Origin of the sequence: Shewanella sp. POL2, from assembly GCF_000282755.1 — a bacterium.
Lineage (GTDB): Bacteria > Pseudomonadota > Gammaproteobacteria > Enterobacterales > Shewanellaceae > Shewanella > Shewanella xiamenensis.
This window is the reverse complement of record NZ_AKZL01000005.1, coordinates 78401-95263: the sequence shown is the minus strand read 5'-3', so window position 1 is coordinate 95263 and position 16863 is coordinate 78401. Positions and strand designations below refer to the sequence as shown.

The 16863-nt window shown below is 46.3% G+C and carries 15 protein-coding genes and 1 tRNA gene; 8 read left to right on the top strand and 8 right to left on the bottom strand.

All coding sequences use genetic code 11. The features are described 5' to 3' along the window. The first annotated feature begins 46 nt into the window (after positions 1–46). Positions 47–133: transfer RNA gene (locus SHEWPOL2_RS02450), tRNA-Leu, on the top strand. A gap of 318 nt (positions 134–451) precedes the next feature. Here SHEWPOL2_RS02450 and SHEWPOL2_RS02445 read toward each other — a convergent pair. The 5 genes from SHEWPOL2_RS02445 to SHEWPOL2_RS02425 form a co-directional block, all read right to left on the bottom strand. Next, complete coding sequence (locus SHEWPOL2_RS02445) at positions 452–727, bottom strand: HU family DNA-binding protein (protein ID WP_037425710.1); 276 nt, start codon at positions 725–727, stop codon at positions 452–454. 384 nt (positions 728–1111) lie between these two features. After that, on the bottom strand, positions 1112–2020 hold the full coding sequence (locus SHEWPOL2_RS02440) for an ABC transporter ATP-binding protein (protein WP_037425707.1): 909 nt from the start codon (positions 2018–2020) through the stop codon (positions 1112–1114). Beyond that, positions 2017–2847, bottom strand: coding sequence for an ABC transporter permease subunit (locus tag SHEWPOL2_RS02435; protein ID WP_037425704.1), 831 nt, complete (start codon positions 2845–2847; stop codon positions 2017–2019). The genes SHEWPOL2_RS02440 and SHEWPOL2_RS02435 overlap by 4 nt, the downstream gene beginning before the upstream one ends. A gap of 87 nt (positions 2848–2934) precedes the next feature. After that, positions 2935–3600: a DUF480 domain-containing protein gene (locus SHEWPOL2_RS02430; protein ID WP_037425702.1), complete on the bottom strand. Its 666-nt coding sequence runs from the start codon at positions 3598–3600 to the stop codon at positions 2935–2937. Between the two features lie 164 nt (positions 3601–3764). Beyond that, entirely contained in the window at positions 3765–4604 is an 840-nt protein-coding gene (locus SHEWPOL2_RS02425; protein WP_037425700.1) for a S1-like domain-containing RNA-binding protein, read from the bottom strand. Between the two features lie 476 nt (positions 4605–5080). Between SHEWPOL2_RS02425 and SHEWPOL2_RS22640 the strand changes: the two genes are divergently transcribed. After that, entirely contained in the window at positions 5081–5233 is a 153-nt protein-coding gene (locus SHEWPOL2_RS22640) for a hypothetical protein (RefSeq protein ID WP_011071981.1), read from the top strand. Between the two features lie 168 nt (positions 5234–5401). On the opposite strand, the gene SHEWPOL2_RS22810 is transcribed toward SHEWPOL2_RS22640, so the two are convergent. After that, positions 5402–5566 carry a hypothetical protein gene (locus SHEWPOL2_RS22810; RefSeq protein WP_157173862.1) on the bottom strand — a complete coding sequence of 55 codons (165 nt, stop codon included), beginning with the start codon at positions 5564–5566 and terminating at the stop codon, positions 5402–5404. Positions 5567–5695: 129 nt separating this feature from the next. Between SHEWPOL2_RS22810 and speA the strand changes: the two genes are divergently transcribed. Both speA and SHEWPOL2_RS02410 read left to right on the top strand, forming a co-directional pair. Next, positions 5696–7609: a biosynthetic arginine decarboxylase gene (gene speA / locus SHEWPOL2_RS02415; protein ID WP_037417405.1), complete on the top strand. Its 1914-nt coding sequence runs from the start codon at positions 5696–5698 to the stop codon at positions 7607–7609. A gap of 302 nt (positions 7610–7911) precedes the next feature. Further along, positions 7912–8868, top strand: coding sequence for an adenosylmethionine decarboxylase (locus tag SHEWPOL2_RS02410; protein WP_037425698.1), 957 nt, complete (start codon positions 7912–7914; stop codon positions 8866–8868). Between the two features lie 224 nt (positions 8869–9092). Here the strand turns inward: SHEWPOL2_RS02410 and bcp are convergent, their stop codons facing one another. Together bcp and SHEWPOL2_RS02400 are read right to left on the bottom strand one after the other, a co-directional pair. Continuing rightward, the gene (bcp, locus tag SHEWPOL2_RS02405) at positions 9093–9566 is read right to left on the bottom strand and encodes a thioredoxin-dependent thiol peroxidase (protein WP_037425696.1); all 474 of its coding nucleotides are present in this window, start codon (positions 9564–9566) and stop codon (positions 9093–9095) included. Between the two features lie 3 nt (positions 9567–9569). Then, entirely contained in the window at positions 9570–10121 is a 552-nt protein-coding gene (locus SHEWPOL2_RS02400; RefSeq protein ID WP_037417572.1) for an ACT domain-containing protein, read from the bottom strand. A 172-nt stretch (positions 10122–10293) separates the two neighbouring features. Between SHEWPOL2_RS02400 and dapA the strand changes: the two genes are divergently transcribed. The 4 genes from dapA (at position 10294) to SHEWPOL2_RS02380 (ending at position 16807) form a co-directional block, all read left to right on the top strand. Continuing rightward, a complete protein-coding gene (dapA, locus tag SHEWPOL2_RS02395) occupies positions 10294–11178 on the top strand; it encodes a 4-hydroxy-tetrahydrodipicolinate synthase (RefSeq protein ID WP_037417569.1) in 885 nt (294 codons plus the stop codon). A gap of 3 nt (positions 11179–11181) precedes the next feature. After that, positions 11182–12279 carry an outer membrane protein assembly factor BamC gene (gene bamC / locus SHEWPOL2_RS02390; RefSeq protein WP_037417567.1) on the top strand — a complete coding sequence of 366 codons (1098 nt, stop codon included), beginning with the start codon at positions 11182–11184 and terminating at the stop codon, positions 12277–12279. A gap of 353 nt (positions 12280–12632) precedes the next feature. Continuing rightward, entirely contained in the window at positions 12633–13715 is a 1083-nt protein-coding gene (locus SHEWPOL2_RS02385; protein ID WP_037425693.1) for an efflux RND transporter periplasmic adaptor subunit, read from the top strand. After that, positions 13712–16807, top strand: a complete 3096-nt coding sequence (locus SHEWPOL2_RS02380; protein WP_037425690.1) for an efflux RND transporter permease subunit — start codon at positions 13712–13714, stop codon at positions 16805–16807. Before SHEWPOL2_RS02385 ends, SHEWPOL2_RS02380 begins: the two co-directional genes overlap by 4 nt. The last annotated feature ends 56 nt before the right edge of the window (positions 16808–16863 follow it).

Genomic DNA, 16863 nt, shown 5'->3' with positions numbered 1-16863 from the left:
AATGAGTTAACAATATCAACAGCAGTGCTGACGATATTCAGAGTTTGCCCGAGTGGTGGAATCGGTAGACACAAGGGATTTAAAATCCCTCGCTGGTAACAGCGTGCCAGTTCAAGTCTGGCCTCGGGTACCATTATTCTTAGTGAATAGTAAATAAGCCTCGACATTAGTCGGGGCTTTTTTGCATCTACAGCTTTGATTATTTGGATTTGGTTTAAAGGGCCGTTTCTATCTTATTCTCTAGAGCCACGGCTTCGCGCTTGCCACTTTTGTTACAGACGTTAGTCCTATCTTATAGTCTACTTATTTCTCCACACTGAGCTTAATAACGTTAAACTCAGCTATGGCGGCTTCGTTTTATCTCTAAAGCTCATTGCCGAAGTAATATCGTTAACCTTGCCCATAAAAAAGCCCCGTGGTTTTCACGAGGCAATTTTACACATCCACAATACTACTCATTTATCGCTTGTTTTAGCGCTGTCGCGGCCTTAAAGCTCGGCTGGTTAAAGCCTGCAATCTCCATCGTCTCGCCAGTTTGCGGGTTTCGACCCGATTTAGGTAAATGATAACGTAACTCGAAGGTACCGAATTGCGGCAGGAAGACTTTCTCGCCTTCGCTTAAGGCGATATGGATCTGTTGTAGGATCTGTTCGACAACAGGTTTAGTGCTGGCCTGGGACTGTTCAAGCGAAGTGGCGATACGTTGGATCAGTTGTGCTTTGTTCATTGAAACCTCTGAATTCAGCGAAAGAGCAGGAAAGGGGAGTTTATAACAAGCTCGGGATCAGATTGAAAGTCTAGGTTTGCCAAAGCGGCTTAACTGCTGCTTTATTGGTTAGCGGTGATTACTCACCCTTTATTTTGAAACGGAAATACTCCTCATATAAGCAGCATTAGGGGCTAAGTTGGCCTGTAGCGTTTAGATTTAAAGTGGAAGTTAAAGGATAAAGCCTTTTAACACTGATATTTACGACTGTTTGATGTTTGACATGGTGTAATAAATGCCATTGCTTCAGCAGTGTATAAACAAAACATTAGCCACAAAGCGCCCTTGCGGGCGCTGTTAGAGGTGGAGCTAAGCGTAGGAATAATGGTTGGACTTATCGCGGGCTTAAGAAAATAACGTCTCTTCCAATGTGCGCCCTTTCAGCAGCATCTTATATTGCCAATGCTGCTGCTTAAATAGGGTGAGCAGGGCGGTTTCAAATTCGTAATGGCGATTTGCCGTGTCATCCAATTGGATAACAAATACATGGGCTTGTTTTGAGGTGATATTCACTACACCGGGTATTTGACCTACTGTTTGGATAAGCGTTTCACTGTCGCAGTGTTCCATGGTGAGGGTGAGATAATCACTGCCGCTATTGGATGAGCGCATCGAAATGGATTGGCCCAGCTCACCTTTATCTAGATACAGCACTTGGTCACAGAGCTTTTCGAGCTCGTCCAAATTATGTGAGCTAATCACAAAGGTCGTGGTGGGTGAAAGGCTTCTGACAAGTTCACGGATTTTCTTCGCATTGGCAGGATCGAGTCCTGCTGTGGGTTCATCTAACAGTACCAGCTTAGGCGAGCCGATTAGGGCTTGGGCAATCGCCACACGTTTACTCATTCCATGGCTTAGGCTCGGTGGCTTTTGCTGCGCCACCTCGGCTAAGTCTACTAAATTCAGCACCCGCAGGGCTTCTTGATTTGCCTGCTTGCTATCCATCCCTTGAAGACGCGCAAAGAAGCTTAACTGGCTAATAATGGTTAAATTGGGATCGAGCGTCGCATCCTGTGGCAGGGCGGCAATTTGCCCTAATAATGCTGGACTATTGGGCGCTTCTCCCAGAATACGAACTGAGCCTGCGCTTGGGGTGAGGTAACCACAGAGCAGGCTAAACAGTGTAGTTTTACCTGCACCGTTAGGGCCAACTAAGGCGATGGGCGCTCCCGATTCGAGGGTTAAGTTAACGTTATTGAGCGCTTTTTTACTGCCATAGTGTTTGGAAAGTCCTTGGCATTGAATGAGGATCATAGTTGACTCCTTTGGATATAAACGCGGCCAAGGAAAAGGGCGAATGCGGTTTGTAGTAGGGGAATTGGTGCGTAGGCAAAGCTATTGAGTCCATTGGTGTTGACCATGTTCGACAGTTGAGCGCCCGGCAGTAGCCATTGTAAGCCCTCAAATAAGCTGGATTGATTACCCAAAATCAGCAGTGCAATCGAGACGACCGTCCACAAGATGGTGGCGAGCACCATGGCTTGCCTTGCCGTGTTGGCATAGAGGGACAATAAAGTCATGACCGCGGTAAAGGGTAAAATCACGATAACCAAGTTGATGCCGACCAAGGCTCCCGACGTTAATGCGGGTAATAACAAGCCGATATCGCGAGTAAGTGCCAGCGCTATGGTGGCAAGGATGGTCAATAAGATCAGTAGACCTTGGATCAAGATTTGCCCCAAAAAGCGGCCGAAGAGTAGGCTGTCTTTGCTGGTTCTTAGGGTATAGAAGCGCAATGTGCCGCGGGATTTGTCTGAGGAGAACTGATCGGCGGCAATCAAAATACTGAACATGGGAAACAGATACAGCGCAAAGCACCAGAAGATAGCCATTTCCGCCACGGGCCAGTCAAACAGCATGTTGAGAGCTTGGCTGCCTAAGAGACCGTCGATCAGATCTTTAATATTGGGCTGCATTAATAGGGTCGAAGCGCCTTGGATGGGGTAGAGCAATAGCATGCCCCACACTAATGCAAAGGCAATCAGGGCGATAATCCCGCGAAGGTTAAATAGAAATTTTCGACATTCAAAGCCAGCGATCAAAAGCATGTTATTGAATGTACTGGGAGCATTTGGTGTCATTCGCTGTCTCGTCAGTGAGTGAGCGGACAAACTCTCACCTTAGTCATCATTAAGAGTGACTACTTGCGAAAGTCGTCCGCGGCGCGGTTAGGATAAAGAAGCGATAAGCGATTCTAACTTATCTTTAAGTTCTGCCACTTGCTCTTCAAGCTGTGTGACTCTCGCTTCCAGTTGTTGTCTATCCTGCTCGTTTAGCGGGTGATCATCTGCATTTGTGGCATTGGTGAATGACGCTGCGCTAATTTGCTCAGCACCTTGGGAGAATAGCTCAGTATAACGGCATTCACGTTTACCAGGCTCCCGCGGCAGCTGTGCTAGCACGGGTTTATCCCGCTCAATCAGTTGCTTAATGCAGGCTTCCACTTCGAGCACGTCTTTAAAATCATGCAGTCTGTTGCTACGGGTGCGTAACTCTCCAGGCGTTTGTGGGCCGCGAAGCAGCAGTAAACAGATAATGGCTACCGCCGCGCTGGAAAGTTGTAACTCGCTAAATTCGGTGTTGCAGAATCTGTGCTTATATTTGATGACTCGGCTACCAAAGCCGGATTGCTCGCTGATTAAGCGCTTTTTATTCAATGAATCAAGGGCGGCTTGTACTTGCGCTTCAGTGAGTTCTAATACAGGTTCGCGGCTGGTTTTTTGATTACAGGCGAGGGTCAGGGCATTGAGTGAAAGAGGGTATTGCTCTGGGGTGGTGACTTCTTTTTCAAGTAGACAACCGATAACTCTGGCTTCGTGTAACGTGAGTTCCATATAAGCTCCAAAGAAAAAGCATGACTTTGTTATAACAGAGCCATGCTTAAGATCCTAGCGCTTGTCGGTAAACTGAGTGTTTAGGCAGACTATTTGGACAATAAACCACGAACCTTACTACAAGAGAGTGTTCAGTCCCGTGTGAGGTTGACTATTCAGCCCAATCAGTCAGCTTCAGTTAGGCGTAAACCATCATCGTCGATGCTTAACTTACTGGCTTTAAACAGGCCACCGATACTCTTTTTAAAGGCTTTTTTACTCATACCGAGTTGTTCGTAAATCACTTCGGCATCGGTTTTATCCGTTAGGGGTAAGAATCCGCCCGCTTGCTTGAGTTTTACTAAGATAATGTGCGCATTTTTATCAAGCTCTTGCTTACTGCCTTGCTGCAATACCAAATCAATTTTGCCATCACGGCGCACTTGTTTGATAAAGCCTTTTAGCCTTTGACCAAAACGCAGTTTTTGGAACACTTCGTTTTGATAAATCACGCCCCAATGGGCATGGTTAATAATGGCTTTGTAGCCTAAATCTGTGGTGCCACCGATAAATAAGTCAACTTGTTGACCTACTTCATACTGGGCGGGAGTTTTATCGAGGAATTTATCGATTTTTGATGACGCAACAATACGCTCATCAGCTCGGTTAACGTGCACATAAACAAGGTACGAGCGACCTTCTTCAATCGGTTTATGCTGTTCACCAAAAGGTAGTAACAGATCTTTATCTAATCCCCAATCTAAAAATGCGCCAAAAGGCCCAGTGGCCACGGCTTTTAAGTAGGCAAATTCTCCTACTTGTGCCAAAGGTTTGCGGGTCGTGGCAATGACAATATCTTCGGAGTCCAGATATAAAAATACCTCTAGCCAGTCACCGACTTGGCAGTCTTTTGGGGTGGCTTTGTTGGGCAGTAACACTTGGCCAAATTCGTGGGCATTTAAATACACACCAAAACTGACTTGTTTTACTACCTCAAGTTTGCAGGTTTTTCCTATCTGTACCATGGAGCTCTCTATCTAAGGATGTCATTCGGCGGTGATTATAACCGCTTTATCCGTAAACAGCAGCTTCCAGATCGGCTTTTGCGTCGATAGTCGAAAATGAACAGCCGCGCTGAGATAAAACAATATTGCTGATGTGAGCAAATGTTATCAATTTATCTTGATTGGCTATTAAAAAATATTGAACGCACGTAGAGTAAGGTTGATGATTAACCTATTAATTTAAAATAGATAAATCTACTTTTCACTAGCCATTCTGTTAATGTGGTGTTTATTATATTTTAATGAAAAATATTAAATGAGATTCTTGCTTGCATTCTGTGACATTGCGCGGTTTAATTGCGCCGTTTAACGACTTCGCTCGTTACAGACATGACAAATATTACGTGAGTTGTAATGATTTTATGGTTCACAGGTCATTCACCGTGTAACGTACAATTTATAATGGTTACATGGGGTTAAGAGGAATTGTTTAGCTAATGCACAAGCATCCATTTTTTGCTCTTTGCCTAAAAGCATCTCAATGCCAGCGCTCAATCGTTGTTCCCTATGACGATACTAGCCTTAAACATCTCACGTTAATCCGTATCAACTCTGGCCGCGAAGAAGCCAACAGTCCCCTGTTACAATAATCTCACCTAGTGTTAGGTGTGCTTGGTGATGCCTTGCCGCTTAATACCTAATGTTTATCCTTAGTGTTACCTATTGTTTATCCACTTAATCGGCACCTCGTTTTTAGAGAGAGTCATATTGAGCGGAGACGCAACGCTTTAGCTTAAGGTTTTGAGTGTTTTTTAACCTCAAAGCGCGTTATGGTTAATGCCATTGGGTGAAAGACCTATGGCGATAAAGGGGGATATAAACACCATCTTGTTATCGCCAAGGTAAAAGAGTATCGGGTTAATCCCGGTTGCGTTAAGGGAAATCGCATCAATTTCGCCTAAGCTGGGTTGATTTTGCTGCACAAATTAGGGTGAATTCATCCTAACTGTATGTCAGGTAACTATATGGTTTACCTGGGTTTGTCGAACGGGCGGTCTTGCAATGTTGCAGTGGCCGTTTAACCCATTTTTTTATAGACGGGCTAAATAAAAATGAATGATTGGTCTATTGATGCTGCTCGTGCTGGGTACAACGTTACCCACTGGAGCCAAGGGTTTTATGGGATCAGCGACCAAGGTGAGGTGACAGTGTCGCCGGATCCTAAGAATCCTGATCACAAGATTGGCTTAAATGAGCTAGCAAAAGACATGGTTAAAGCAGGGGTCGCTTTACCTGTATTAGTTCGTTTCCCGCAAATTCTGCACCACAGAGTGAACAGTTTGTGCCAAGCATTCGACCAAGCGATACAAAAATATGAGTATCAGGCGGACTATTTGCTGGTTTACCCCATTAAAGTAAACCAACAAAAAACTGTGGTAGAAGAGATCCTTGCGAGCCAAGCATCAAAAGAAGTTCCACAATTAGGCCTAGAAGCCGGCAGTAAGCCTGAATTAATGGCCGTACTTGCCATGGCGCAAAAAGCCAGTTCAGTGATCGTATGTAACGGTTACAAAGATAACGAATACATTCGTTTAGCCTTAATTGGTGAAAAGTTAGGCCATAAGGTCTATATCGTTTTAGAAAAACTGTCTGAGCTTAAGATGGTACTAGCCGAGTCTGAGCGTTTAGGGGTGAAACCTCGCTTAGGGTTACGTGCTCGCCTTGCATTCCAAGGAAAAGGCAAGTGGCAAGCCAGCGGTGGCGAAAAGTCTAAGTTTGGTTTATCTGCGGCGCAGATTTTGACTGTAGTTGACCAGTTAAAACAAAGCGATATGTTGGATTCGCTGCAATTATTGCACTTTCACTTAGGTTCGCAAATTGCCAACATCCGCGATATTCGTCAAGGTGTGAGCGAAGCGGCACGTTTCTACTGTGAATTACGTGAGTTAGGTGCCAGCATCAATTGCTTCGACGTCGGCGGTGGTTTAGCGGTGGATTACGACGGCACACGTAGCCAAAGTAATAACTCAATGAACTATGGTTTAAGCGAGTACGCGAACAACATCGTTAATGTGCTTACCGATATCTGTAATGAATACGAGCAACCTATGCCACGTATTATTTCAGAATCTGGCCGTCACTTAACGGCGCACCATGCGGTACTGATCACCGATGTGATTGGCACAGAAGCTTATCAGGTTGAAGATATCCAGCCGCCAGCGGAAGAATCGCCGCAGCTGCTGCACAATATGTGGCAATCTTGGACTGAGCTGAGTGGCCGTGCCGATCAACGTGCCTTGATTGAGATTTATCATGATAGCCAAAGTGACCTGCAAGAAGCGCAATCGCTGTTTGCCTTGGGTCAATTAAGCTTGGCAGAACGTGCGTGGGCTGAGCAGGCTAACCTACGTGTATGTCACGAAGTTCAAGGTTTGTTAAGTACCAAAAACCGTTACCACAGACCGATTATTGATGAGTTAAACGAAAAGTTAGCCGATAAGTTCTTCGTTAACTTCTCATTATTCCAATCCTTACCGGATGCTTGGGGTATCGATCAGGTGTTCCCTGTGCTGCCATTGTCTGGTTTAGACAAAGCGCCAGAGCGTCGCGCTGTGATGCTGGACATTACCTGTGACTCCGACGGTATTGTGGATCAATATGTAGATGGCCAAGGGATTGAAACTACGCTACCAGTACCAGCGTGGAGTGCTGAAAGCCCTTATTTGATCGGCTTCTTTATGGTGGGGGCATATCAAGAGATTTTAGGGGATATGCACAACTTGTTTGGCGACACTAACTCAGCCGTTGTCAGCATTGAAGAAAATGGTATGACCAATATTGAATCGGTACTTGCCGGTGACACAGTCGCTGACGTATTACGCTATGTTAACTTAGATGCCGTTGACTTTATGCGGACTTACGAAGAGTTAGTCAACCAGCATATTGTTGAGGATGAACGCGCACAAATTTTAGAAGAATTACAAGTGGGCCTAAAAGGTTACACTTATTTAGAAGATTTTTCTTAATATTGAGTGTGTTAAAAAAGTCAGCCTAGGGACACTTAGGCTGACTTTTGTTTTTTATAGCCTATTATTTTTGCTAGCGAGTTGTAAAGGTGAGTGCGTTGCAAGGCTGTCACCTTGTAAAAGCAAGCGCGGTGGTTTTATTGCGGCGCTAGTCGTGTAAAAATAGCCGCGCAAAATTGATGGGTTATCAGTCTTAAAATGCGTGCATACATTTAAGTCAACGTTGCAAGCGAGCCATGAATGACTGATATACCAATAGATTAGATGCCCAAACACAGGGATAAGATGAGGCGAACGGCTTGATGTTTTTTGAAGGCGCGGAAAAAAAGCTTGAGATCAGACTCACTTCCAATATGGCATCACTGCGCCAACGAGAGTACGGCTTTTGGTCAACCTTGGTCGCCTGTGCCAATGCGGAAATCCTGTCAACAATCCGTAATCCTGCCTGCGATGCTTATCTGCTGAGTGAATCCAGTCTGTTCGTCTGGGATGATAAAATTCTGCTTCTTACCTGCGGCAATAGCACCCTAGTTGAAGCCGCCTACCATTTTATTCATGCCGTAGGGGTGGAGCACATTGCCGCGCTCTGTTATCAGCGTAAGAATGAATACCAAGCCCAGCTACAAAGCACACACTTTGCTGACGATATTGCGACATTGCGGACCTTGATCCCCGGAAAAGCCTTTCGAGTTGGTCACTTAGATTCACATCATCACTATTTGTTTTGTACTGACAATTTGTTTTGCACTGACGGCCAACCTATGTCGTCAACCTATGATACCTGCCTTGAACTGATGATGTACCACATCCGTGGCGAGTTTGCTGATTACCTCAAGTTGCCCACACAAACCGAGCAGGGGATTTATCAACGCTTAGGATTGCAGCGACTTTTCCCTGATTTTCAATTTGATATGCACTGTTTTCAGCCTGCGGGATTTTCGTTAAATGGGATACGTGGGGCTGACTATGTTACCTTGCATATCACGCCATCGATAGGGCCGGGAGATAACTCCTACGTCAGCTTTGAGACTAATCTGGATTTGGCTGTTTATCCCTATCCCCTTGTTGCACAAATGATTAAGCTATTTATGCCTTCAAGTTGGGATCTCATCCGTTTTAACCAGCCGCTTATGACTGCTGGATTTCCTGAGCATGTATGTTTAGCGCATGGTTCAATCGTGACTGAGCATGGCTGTCAGATTGATTTTAATCACTATCAACAGCTTCAAACTGAAGAGTTACTACCTGTATTCCTATAATCGTTTCCCAGAATTGAGTTGGTGATTCACTTGAATAAGCGACTGCTAAAGTTGCGGTGTGATTAGAGGATTTATTCGCCACAAGCTGAAAATTTTTCATCAAAAATGGCCCTGATTTCGGGCCATTTTATGTTTGCTTGCGGTTTTTGGGCAATTCAAACTGAAATTTCTAAACTGAGCCGTTGGCAATTAGTCAGAAAATGCCTTGCTATACCATTTAGCGGCTATTGCTGCGCTGCAATCTCTGCAAGTACCACTTGATGATGGTCGCTGGTTTTAAACTTATCGAACACATGGGCAACAGTGCCATCGGTGTTGATGAGGAAACTTAACCTATGGATTCCATCATAGACTTTACCCATAAATTTCTTTTCGCCCCACACGCCAAAGGCATCAGCAACGCTGTGGTCTTCATCGCTGAGTAGGGTAAAGTTAAGTGATTGTTTTTCAGCAAACTTAGCTAATTTAGCCACAGGATCTGGGCTAATGCCGAGGACGGTTACTTTGTGGCTGTCGAGTTCAGCTTTGCTATCACGTAAACCGCAGGCTTGTACTGTGCAGCCAGGGGTTGATGCTTTAGGGTAAAAATAGACTAAAACGGGACCACGTGTTAAGCATTCTTGTAGTGAAACAGCGTTACCCTGTTGATTTTGTAAGGTAAAAAGTGGCGCTTTAGCGCCAGCGGTTAAGGTATTCATCTATTATCCTCTGTCGTTTCTTGAGGTCGTGCCTTCCATGCGTCTAATGGTGCAATCCAGTGCCATCTCCTCTGAGAGTTGATAGATACTCTTTTCGAGCTTTTCTAGTTCAACTTTTTCAGGAATATTGATGGTTAATGAAATAGTTTGCGTTTGCTCGCCATTTTCAAGCTCTTCAGAGAAGGAGCGGACTGCCGCCAAGTCTAAGGAGCGATCGGCAAGAAACTGGGTGATGGACTTCATCGTGCCGCGCTGATCTTTACCAGTAAAGCGCACTTCAAGGCGCGAAAGGTAATTTTGCGGCGTGTGCTTAGAGGTACGCTTCATCACCGTCATCAGTTCTAATTCAACACTGAGACTCGGGAGCAAGCTTTCAATTTTCGTTATGGATGCCCACGAACCTGACAACATCATGATTAAGGTAAATTCGTTACCAAATAATGCCATACGGCTGTCGACGATATCGCAGTCACAGTCACTGGCAAGCCGAGCTAGTTTACTTACGAGTCCAGGACGGTCTACGCCCATTGCAGTTACGACCAGGAAATTGGTCATGAATTGTCCTCACTTTTTCGATATCATAGAGCGAAAACTCGAGACCGAGCGCCGAGTTTTTGTGCGGGATGTAATGCTACCATAACTAAATCAATTTGAGACCCCCGTTAGTGCTTGTCATTAATGGTTGGCATCAGTACCATAGCGAATCCTGAAATTTTGGGGAAGTCAGATGATAAACGGAAGCATCGTAGCCTTAATCACGCCAATGAACAGTGATGGCTCAGTAGATTTTGCAAGTCTTGAAAGGTTAGTCGAATTCCATATTGACCAAGGCACAGACGCCATCGTTGCCGTGGGTACTACCGGTGAGTCAGCGACTCTGCCAATGAATGAGCACGTTGCCGTGGTCGCTCAAACCGTTAAGTTTGTCGCAGGTCGTATCCCTGTGATTGGTGGCAATGGTGCGAATGCGACAGCAGAAGCTATCGAACTCACCAAATCCTTATCTAAAGTCGGGGTTGACGCCATGTTAGGCGTAACACCTTACTACAATAAACCGACGCCAAAGGGCTTAGTGGCCCACTATAAAGCCGTGGCGGCCAGCACTGATATTCCCCAAATTCTCTATAACGTTCCTGGGCGCACCGCGGTTGATATGAAGCCTGAAACCGTGGCCGAGTTAGTGAGCGTGAGCAATATTATTGGTGTAAAAGAAGCCACGGGTGATGTATCACGGGTTAAACGACTACGTGAACTTTGCGGCAATGACTTTATGCTGTACAGCGGTGATGATGCGACAGCGAGAGAGTTTTTGCTCCTTGGTGGTAACGGGGTGATTTCGGTTGCCAACAACATAGTGCCAAAAGCCTTTAAAGCTATGTGCGACGCCGCATTGGCGGGCAACGCCGAATTAGCCGCAAGTATCGACGAGCCACTACGTGGTTTATATAGCACACTGTTTTGCGAAGCAAATCCTATCCCAGTGAAATGGGCAGCCCATCGTATGGGGTTGATTCAGTGTGGCCATATTCGTTTACCTTTGACTGAACTTTCTGAGCAATGTCATGGTCTGTTGTTAGATGCAATGACTCGTGCCCAGATAGAGGTTAAATAATTAATGTTAAAGAAAGTCACTCCACTGTTCTTAGTTGCTGCTGTTGCAGCTTGTAGTTCGCCATTAGAGCGTCGCCAAGCCAACGGTGCTGAAGACTATGTTCAGGCTGAGCAAGCGCCAATGCTAAAGATCCCTGAGGGATTGAAAACGCCGCCTTACAATAAAGAATACGAGGTTCCGGCAATCGGCGCTAAAGCAAACCCTGCGCTTGTTGGTAAAAACCTTGATATCCGCCCACCACTGCAAGTTTTGCCAATGGCAGAAGGTACGCATGTGGAAGAGGGCAGCGATAACATTAAGATTGTGGTTGAATCGATTGATAACAGTGTCGATCTTAAGCAAGAGATTTTCGCTAACTTAGATGGATTCTTAGCGAAGCAAGCGATCCCTGTTCGTAGTCGCGACTATGATAAAGGCAACATTGAAACCGATTGGATTGAAAGCCGAGAGGTGTTGGAGTCAAGTTTATGGGGCTCAGATAAAGAATATCTGCTGCGTCAGCGTTATCGCTTCGATATCGAAACCCGTCCACACGGCCGTACCGCTAATATCGTTATTCACTTAGTAGAACACGAAGAGTTTTACGATGGTAAAGAGCAGGATGTAATGCTCAGTGGTGAGGATAAGCAGCGTTACACCATCGATATGCTTAACAGTGCCATTGCTTATATGAGCGTTAAGCGTGAGCAAACCATTCAAGCAAACCGCTTAAAGCAGACCTTAGGGATCAATGTTGATTTGGTCACGCCAGAAGAGGGTGCTGCATATTGGTCTGCTAAGGCTTCCTATAAGCAAGTGTGGGATCGTCTGCGTATAGTATTGCCAGAAATGGGCTTTGAAATTTCAGATATGGACAGTGCTAAAGGCCTGTACTTTATCAAGTTTACCGATAACTCAGGTTTCTGGAGTTCATTGTGGAACGACAATCAATTGTCCTTAAAAGAAGGTAGCTACCGTTTACTCTTACAAGACGGTGATACCCCTGATGAGACTAAGATTTTGCTTCGTGACGCTGAAGATCAGCCGTTATCGAATGACGTTGTCGCCAAGGTGTATGAATCATTGTCGAATCTGATGAAAGAAGAGCGCAAACTGCGTTAATTCCACCTCAGTCAAAAAGGGCGATTTATCGCCCTTTTTTGTGTCTGCAATTCAGCCTATTGCTCTAGGACGATACAGCATGATGTATCAGAATATTTCTAGGTAATATCAATAGTTATATTATGGTTTTAGATTAAACCGCTTAAGTTGTGAGTTATTTTGAAGCTATCCGCTTAAATTGCCATTTATCGTATTGCATTCTTCACCTCGGTAGTGTTTTTCGACTTGTCCGCAGTGTTATTACAAATTTTGCGCGCTCAGCGTAATTTGTAAGAAAAAGTAAAACGTATTGATGCAATGATGCGAGTGGGTAAACTAGCCGTCACTAATGCGAGTCATCATTTGGAAGCCAGATGAAAAAAATCATAATTATCATCGCTATTTTGGCAGCGGCATGGTTTGGATATCAAGCTATGCAACCTCAAGAGCAGCAGCAAGCAAAAGTTAAGCTCACCCCTAATGTGGTTATCGCCACCGCTTCTATGGCACAAGTTCGAGACGAAGTGGAAGCTATTGGCACAAATAAGGCATTTGAGTCCGTCACCATTACGCCCAAAGTCACTGATGTGGTGACCTCATTAAAGTTTGATGATGGCGATATTGTCAAAAAGGGCGATTTATTGGTGCAACTGCAAAATGCCGAGCAGATAGCCAAAGTGAAAGTAGCGCAGGTGAAAGTGAGTGACAATCAGCGTGAATTGGCGCGGATTAGTTCGCTTGTCACCAGTCGAACAGTGGCAGAATTAGAGCGTGACCGCCTGCAAACCTTAATCGATACGGCCCGCGCCGAGTTAGAGCAGGCACAATCTTCCCTCAATGATCGCAGTATTGTCGCCCCCTTTAATGGCCGTTTAGGCCTGCGCCAAGTGAGTGTCGGTAGTTTAGTGACACCGGGTACTGAGATCACCACGCTCGATGATATCTCCAAGATTAAATTAGATTTCTCAGTGCCAGAGCGTTTTATTCAAGACTTGCAGCCCGGCAAGCTTGTTGAAGCAAAAGCCGTGGCTTTCCCTGATGAAATCTTTAAAGGCAAAGTGATTTCCATCGATAGCCGTGTTAACCCAACCACCCGTGCCGTGATTGTACGCGCCGAAATCCCAAATCCAGATTTACGCTTACTGCCTGGGATGCTGATGAAGGTTAAACTCATCAAACGCAGCCGCGAGGCGCTAATGTTGCCTGAGTCGGCGATTATCCCAATCCAGAAAGAACACTTTGTTTACAGTGTGAATAAAGACAATGTCATCGAGCGTAAGCAAGTCACCATTGGAGTTCGTACCCGTGGCTGGGTAGAAATTACCGATGGCTTAGCAATTGGTGAAAATGTGGTGATCCGCGGCCTGCTTAAGGTGCATCCTGGTGATGTGGTAAAGACCCAACTGGCTGAAAAATTTAGCTATCTTTCCGATGCTAATACGGAGCCAAGCGTATGATCCTGACCGATCTTTCCGTTAAACGGCCGGTATTTGCCTCGGTCATTAGCCTATTGCTGGTGGCCTTTGGTTTAGTCGCATTTGATAAATTACCGCTGCGGGAATACCCCAATATCGACCCGCCGATTGTCTCGATTGAAACTAACTATCGCGGTGCCAGTGCTGCGGTAGTTGAGAGTCGCATTACTCAGCTGATAGAAGACAGGATCAGCGGCGTCGAAGGTATTCGCCATGTGAGTTCATCGAGCAGCGATGGTCGCTCACAGGTGACCTTAGAGTTTGATATTAGTCGTAATATTGAGGATGCTGCCAATGATGTACGCGATAGAATTTCGGGTCTATTAGATAACTTGCCCGAAGAGGCCGATCCCCCAGAGGTGCAAAAAGCCAACGGTGGCGATGAAGTGATTATGTGGCTCAACTTAGTGTCGGATCAAATGACCACATTAGAGCTAACCGATTATACCCGTCGCTATTTATCCGACCGTCTGTCGGTGGTTGACGGGGTGTCGATGATCCGTATTGGTGGTGGCAAGGTTTATGCCATGCGCATCTGGCTTGACAGACAAGCCCTTGCATCCAGAAGCCTCACGGTGGCCGATGTCGAAGCTGCACTTAGGGCTGAAAACGTCGAGTTACCCGCAGGTTCGCTTGAGTCCAAGGAGCGCCACTTTACCGTGCGTTTAGAGCGAAGTTATCGCAGCGCTGAGGACTTTGCCAATCTGGTGATTGCTCAAGGAGAAGATGGTTATTTAGTCAAGCTTGGTGACGTAGCTAAGGTGGACATTGGCTCCGAAGAAGAGCGTATTATGTTCCGCGGCAACAAGGAGGCCATGATTGGCCTTGGGGTGTCAAAACAGTCGACCGCCAACACCTTAGAAGTGGCCCGCGCCGTTAATGCGTTAGTCGATAAAATCAATCCTACATTACCAGCGGGAATGTCGATTAAGCGTAGCTACGATAGCTCAGTGTTTATCGAAGCCTCGATCAAAGAGGTGTATCAAACGCTGTTTACCGCAATGATCTTAGTGATTATTGTGATTTATTTATTCCTTGGCAGCGTGCGTGCCATGTTAATCCCCGCAATTACGGTGCCCGTGTCTTTGCTCGGCACGTTTATCGTGCTCTATGCCTTGGGATATACCATCAACCTGTTGACGCTGCTCGCGATGATCCTCGCCATCGGTATGGTGGTGGACGATGCGATTGTGATGTTGGAAAACATTCACCGCCGTATCGAAGAAGGGGATTCCCCCTTAAAAGCGGCGTTTTTGGGTGCCCGTGAAGTCGCCTTTGCGGTCATTGCCACCACCTTAGTGTTAGTGGCGGTATTTATGCCGATCACGTTCCTCGAAGGAGACTTAGGTAAGCTCTTTAAGGAGTTTGCGGTGGCCATGAGTGCGGCGGTGATTTTCTCCAGTATCGTGGCGTTAACCCTAAGCCCGATGATGTGCTCTAAGCTGCTTAAACCCGCGTCGCAGGACTCATGGCTAGTGCGTAAGGTTGATAGCATTATGACGGGCATTTCCCGTCGCTATCAAAGCTCGCTAGAGAGCGCGATGGCAAAACCAGTGCTGATGTCAGTTATCGTGTTGATTGCGCTCGGTAGTAGTGTGTTTCTTGCCCAAAAAGTACCGCAGGAATTTGCACCGCAGGAGGATCGAGGCTCATTATTTTTAATGATTAACGGGCCTCAGGGGGCGAGTTACGAGTATATCGAATCCTATATGACTGAGGTGGAAAGCCGCCTAATGCCATTGGTGGATTCGGGGGATATCAAGCGTTTGCTTATTCGTGCGCCCCGTGGCTTTGGCCGCGCGGCAGACTTCTCTAACGGTATGGCGATTATTGTGCTCGAGGATTGGGGGCAACGTCGTCCGATGAAAGAAGTGATTGGCGATATCAACAAGCGCCTCGCGGATTTAGCCGGTGTGCAGGCCTTCCCTGTGATGCGCCAAGCCTTTGGCCGTGGCGTGGGCAAACCAGTGCAATTTGTTATTGGTGGTCCAAGCTATGAGGAACTCGCTGCTTGGCGGGATATTATGATGGAAAAGGTGGCGGAAAATCCTAAACTGCTTGGCCTTGACCACGATTATAAAGAGACCAAACCGCAACTTAGAGTGGTGATCGACAGAGACAGGGCTGCAAGCCTAGGGGTGTCAATTTCTAATATCGGTCGCACCTTAGAATCTATGTTAGGTTCGCGCCTTGTCACCACCTTTATGCGTGATGGCGAAGAGTATGATGTGATTGTGGAAGGGGAGCGCAGTAACCAAAATACCGCGGCCGATCTGCAAAATATCTATGTTCGCTCCGAACGGACGAAGGAGCTGATCCCATTATCCAACTTAGTTACGGTAGAAGAGTTTGCCGATGCCAGCTCCCTTAACCGCTACAACCGTATGCGGGCGATTACCATTGAGGCCAGCTTGGCGGATGGTTATAGCCTAGACGAAGCGCTGGATTACCTCAATCAAGTGGCGCGAGCTTACTTGCCTGCGGAAGCTGTCATCAGCTACAAGGGACAATCGCTGGATTATCAAGAGTCTGGCAGCTCAATGTACTTTGTGTTCTTGCTGGCGCTTGGGATTGTGTTCCTGGTATTAGCGGCGCAGTTTGAAAGCTATATTCACCCTATGGTGATTATGCTGACGGTACCGCTTGCCACGGTTGGCGCCTTGATAGGGCTGTGGTTTACGGGGCAGAGCCTTAATATCTACAGCCAGATTGGGATTATTATGCTGGTGGGCCTTGCGGCAAAAAACGGTATTCTGATCGTCGAATTTGCCAATCAGTTGCGGGATAAGGGCGTCGATTTTGACCGCGCCATTATCCAAGCCTCATGCCAGCGTTTACGGCCTATCCTGATGACGGGGATTACTACAGCTGCGGGCGCCGTCCCTCTGGTTTTGGCAACGGGCGCAGGTGCTGAAACCCGCTTTGTGATTGGCGTAGTGGTGCTTGCGGGTATTATGCTGGCGACGCTGTTTACCATTTATGTGATCCCAACTGCCTACGGTCTTTTTGCCCGTAATAGCGGCTCGCCAGAAGCGATTGCTCAGCAATTAGAAAAGGAATTAGCGCAGGATTAATCCCTCACGAACGCTTAGCCAAAATAGGCGCTTAAGTACACTTAAGCGCCTATTTT

Coding starts and splice junctions, on each gene's coding strand:
- SHEWPOL2_RS02445 (WP_037425710.1), bottom strand. CDS start 727: ATGAACAAAGCACAACTGATCCAACGTATCGCCACTTCGCTTGAACAG.
- SHEWPOL2_RS02440 (WP_037425707.1), bottom strand. CDS start 2,020: ATGATCCTCATTCAATGCCAAGGACTTTCCAAACACTATGGCAGTAAA.
- SHEWPOL2_RS02435 (WP_037425704.1), bottom strand. CDS start 2,847: ATGACACCAAATGCTCCCAGTACATTCAATAACATGCTTTTGATCGCT.
- SHEWPOL2_RS02430 (WP_037425702.1), bottom strand. CDS start 3,600: ATGGAACTCACGTTACACGAAGCCAGAGTTATCGGTTGTCTACTTGAA.
- SHEWPOL2_RS02425 (WP_037425700.1), bottom strand. CDS start 4,604: ATGGTACAGATAGGAAAAACCTGCAAACTTGAGGTAGTAAAACAAGTC.
- SHEWPOL2_RS22640 (WP_011071981.1), top strand. CDS start 5,081: ATGCACAAGCATCCATTTTTTGCTCTTTGCCTAAAAGCATCTCAATGC.
- speA (WP_037417405.1), top strand. CDS start 5,696: ATGAATGATTGGTCTATTGATGCTGCTCGTGCTGGGTACAACGTTACC.
- SHEWPOL2_RS02410 (WP_037425698.1), top strand. CDS start 7,912: ATGTTTTTTGAAGGCGCGGAAAAAAAGCTTGAGATCAGACTCACTTCC.
- bcp (WP_037425696.1), bottom strand. CDS start 9,566: ATGAATACCTTAACCGCTGGCGCTAAAGCGCCACTTTTTACCTTACAA.
- SHEWPOL2_RS02400 (WP_037417572.1), bottom strand. CDS start 10,121: ATGACCAATTTCCTGGTCGTAACTGCAATGGGCGTAGACCGTCCTGGA.
- dapA (WP_037417569.1), top strand. CDS start 10,294: ATGATAAACGGAAGCATCGTAGCCTTAATCACGCCAATGAACAGTGAT.
- bamC (WP_037417567.1), top strand. CDS start 11,182: ATGTTAAAGAAAGTCACTCCACTGTTCTTAGTTGCTGCTGTTGCAGCT.
- SHEWPOL2_RS02385 (WP_037425693.1), top strand. CDS start 12,633: ATGAAAAAAATCATAATTATCATCGCTATTTTGGCAGCGGCATGGTTT.
- SHEWPOL2_RS02380 (WP_037425690.1), top strand. CDS start 13,712: ATGATCCTGACCGATCTTTCCGTTAAACGGCCGGTATTTGCCTCGGTC.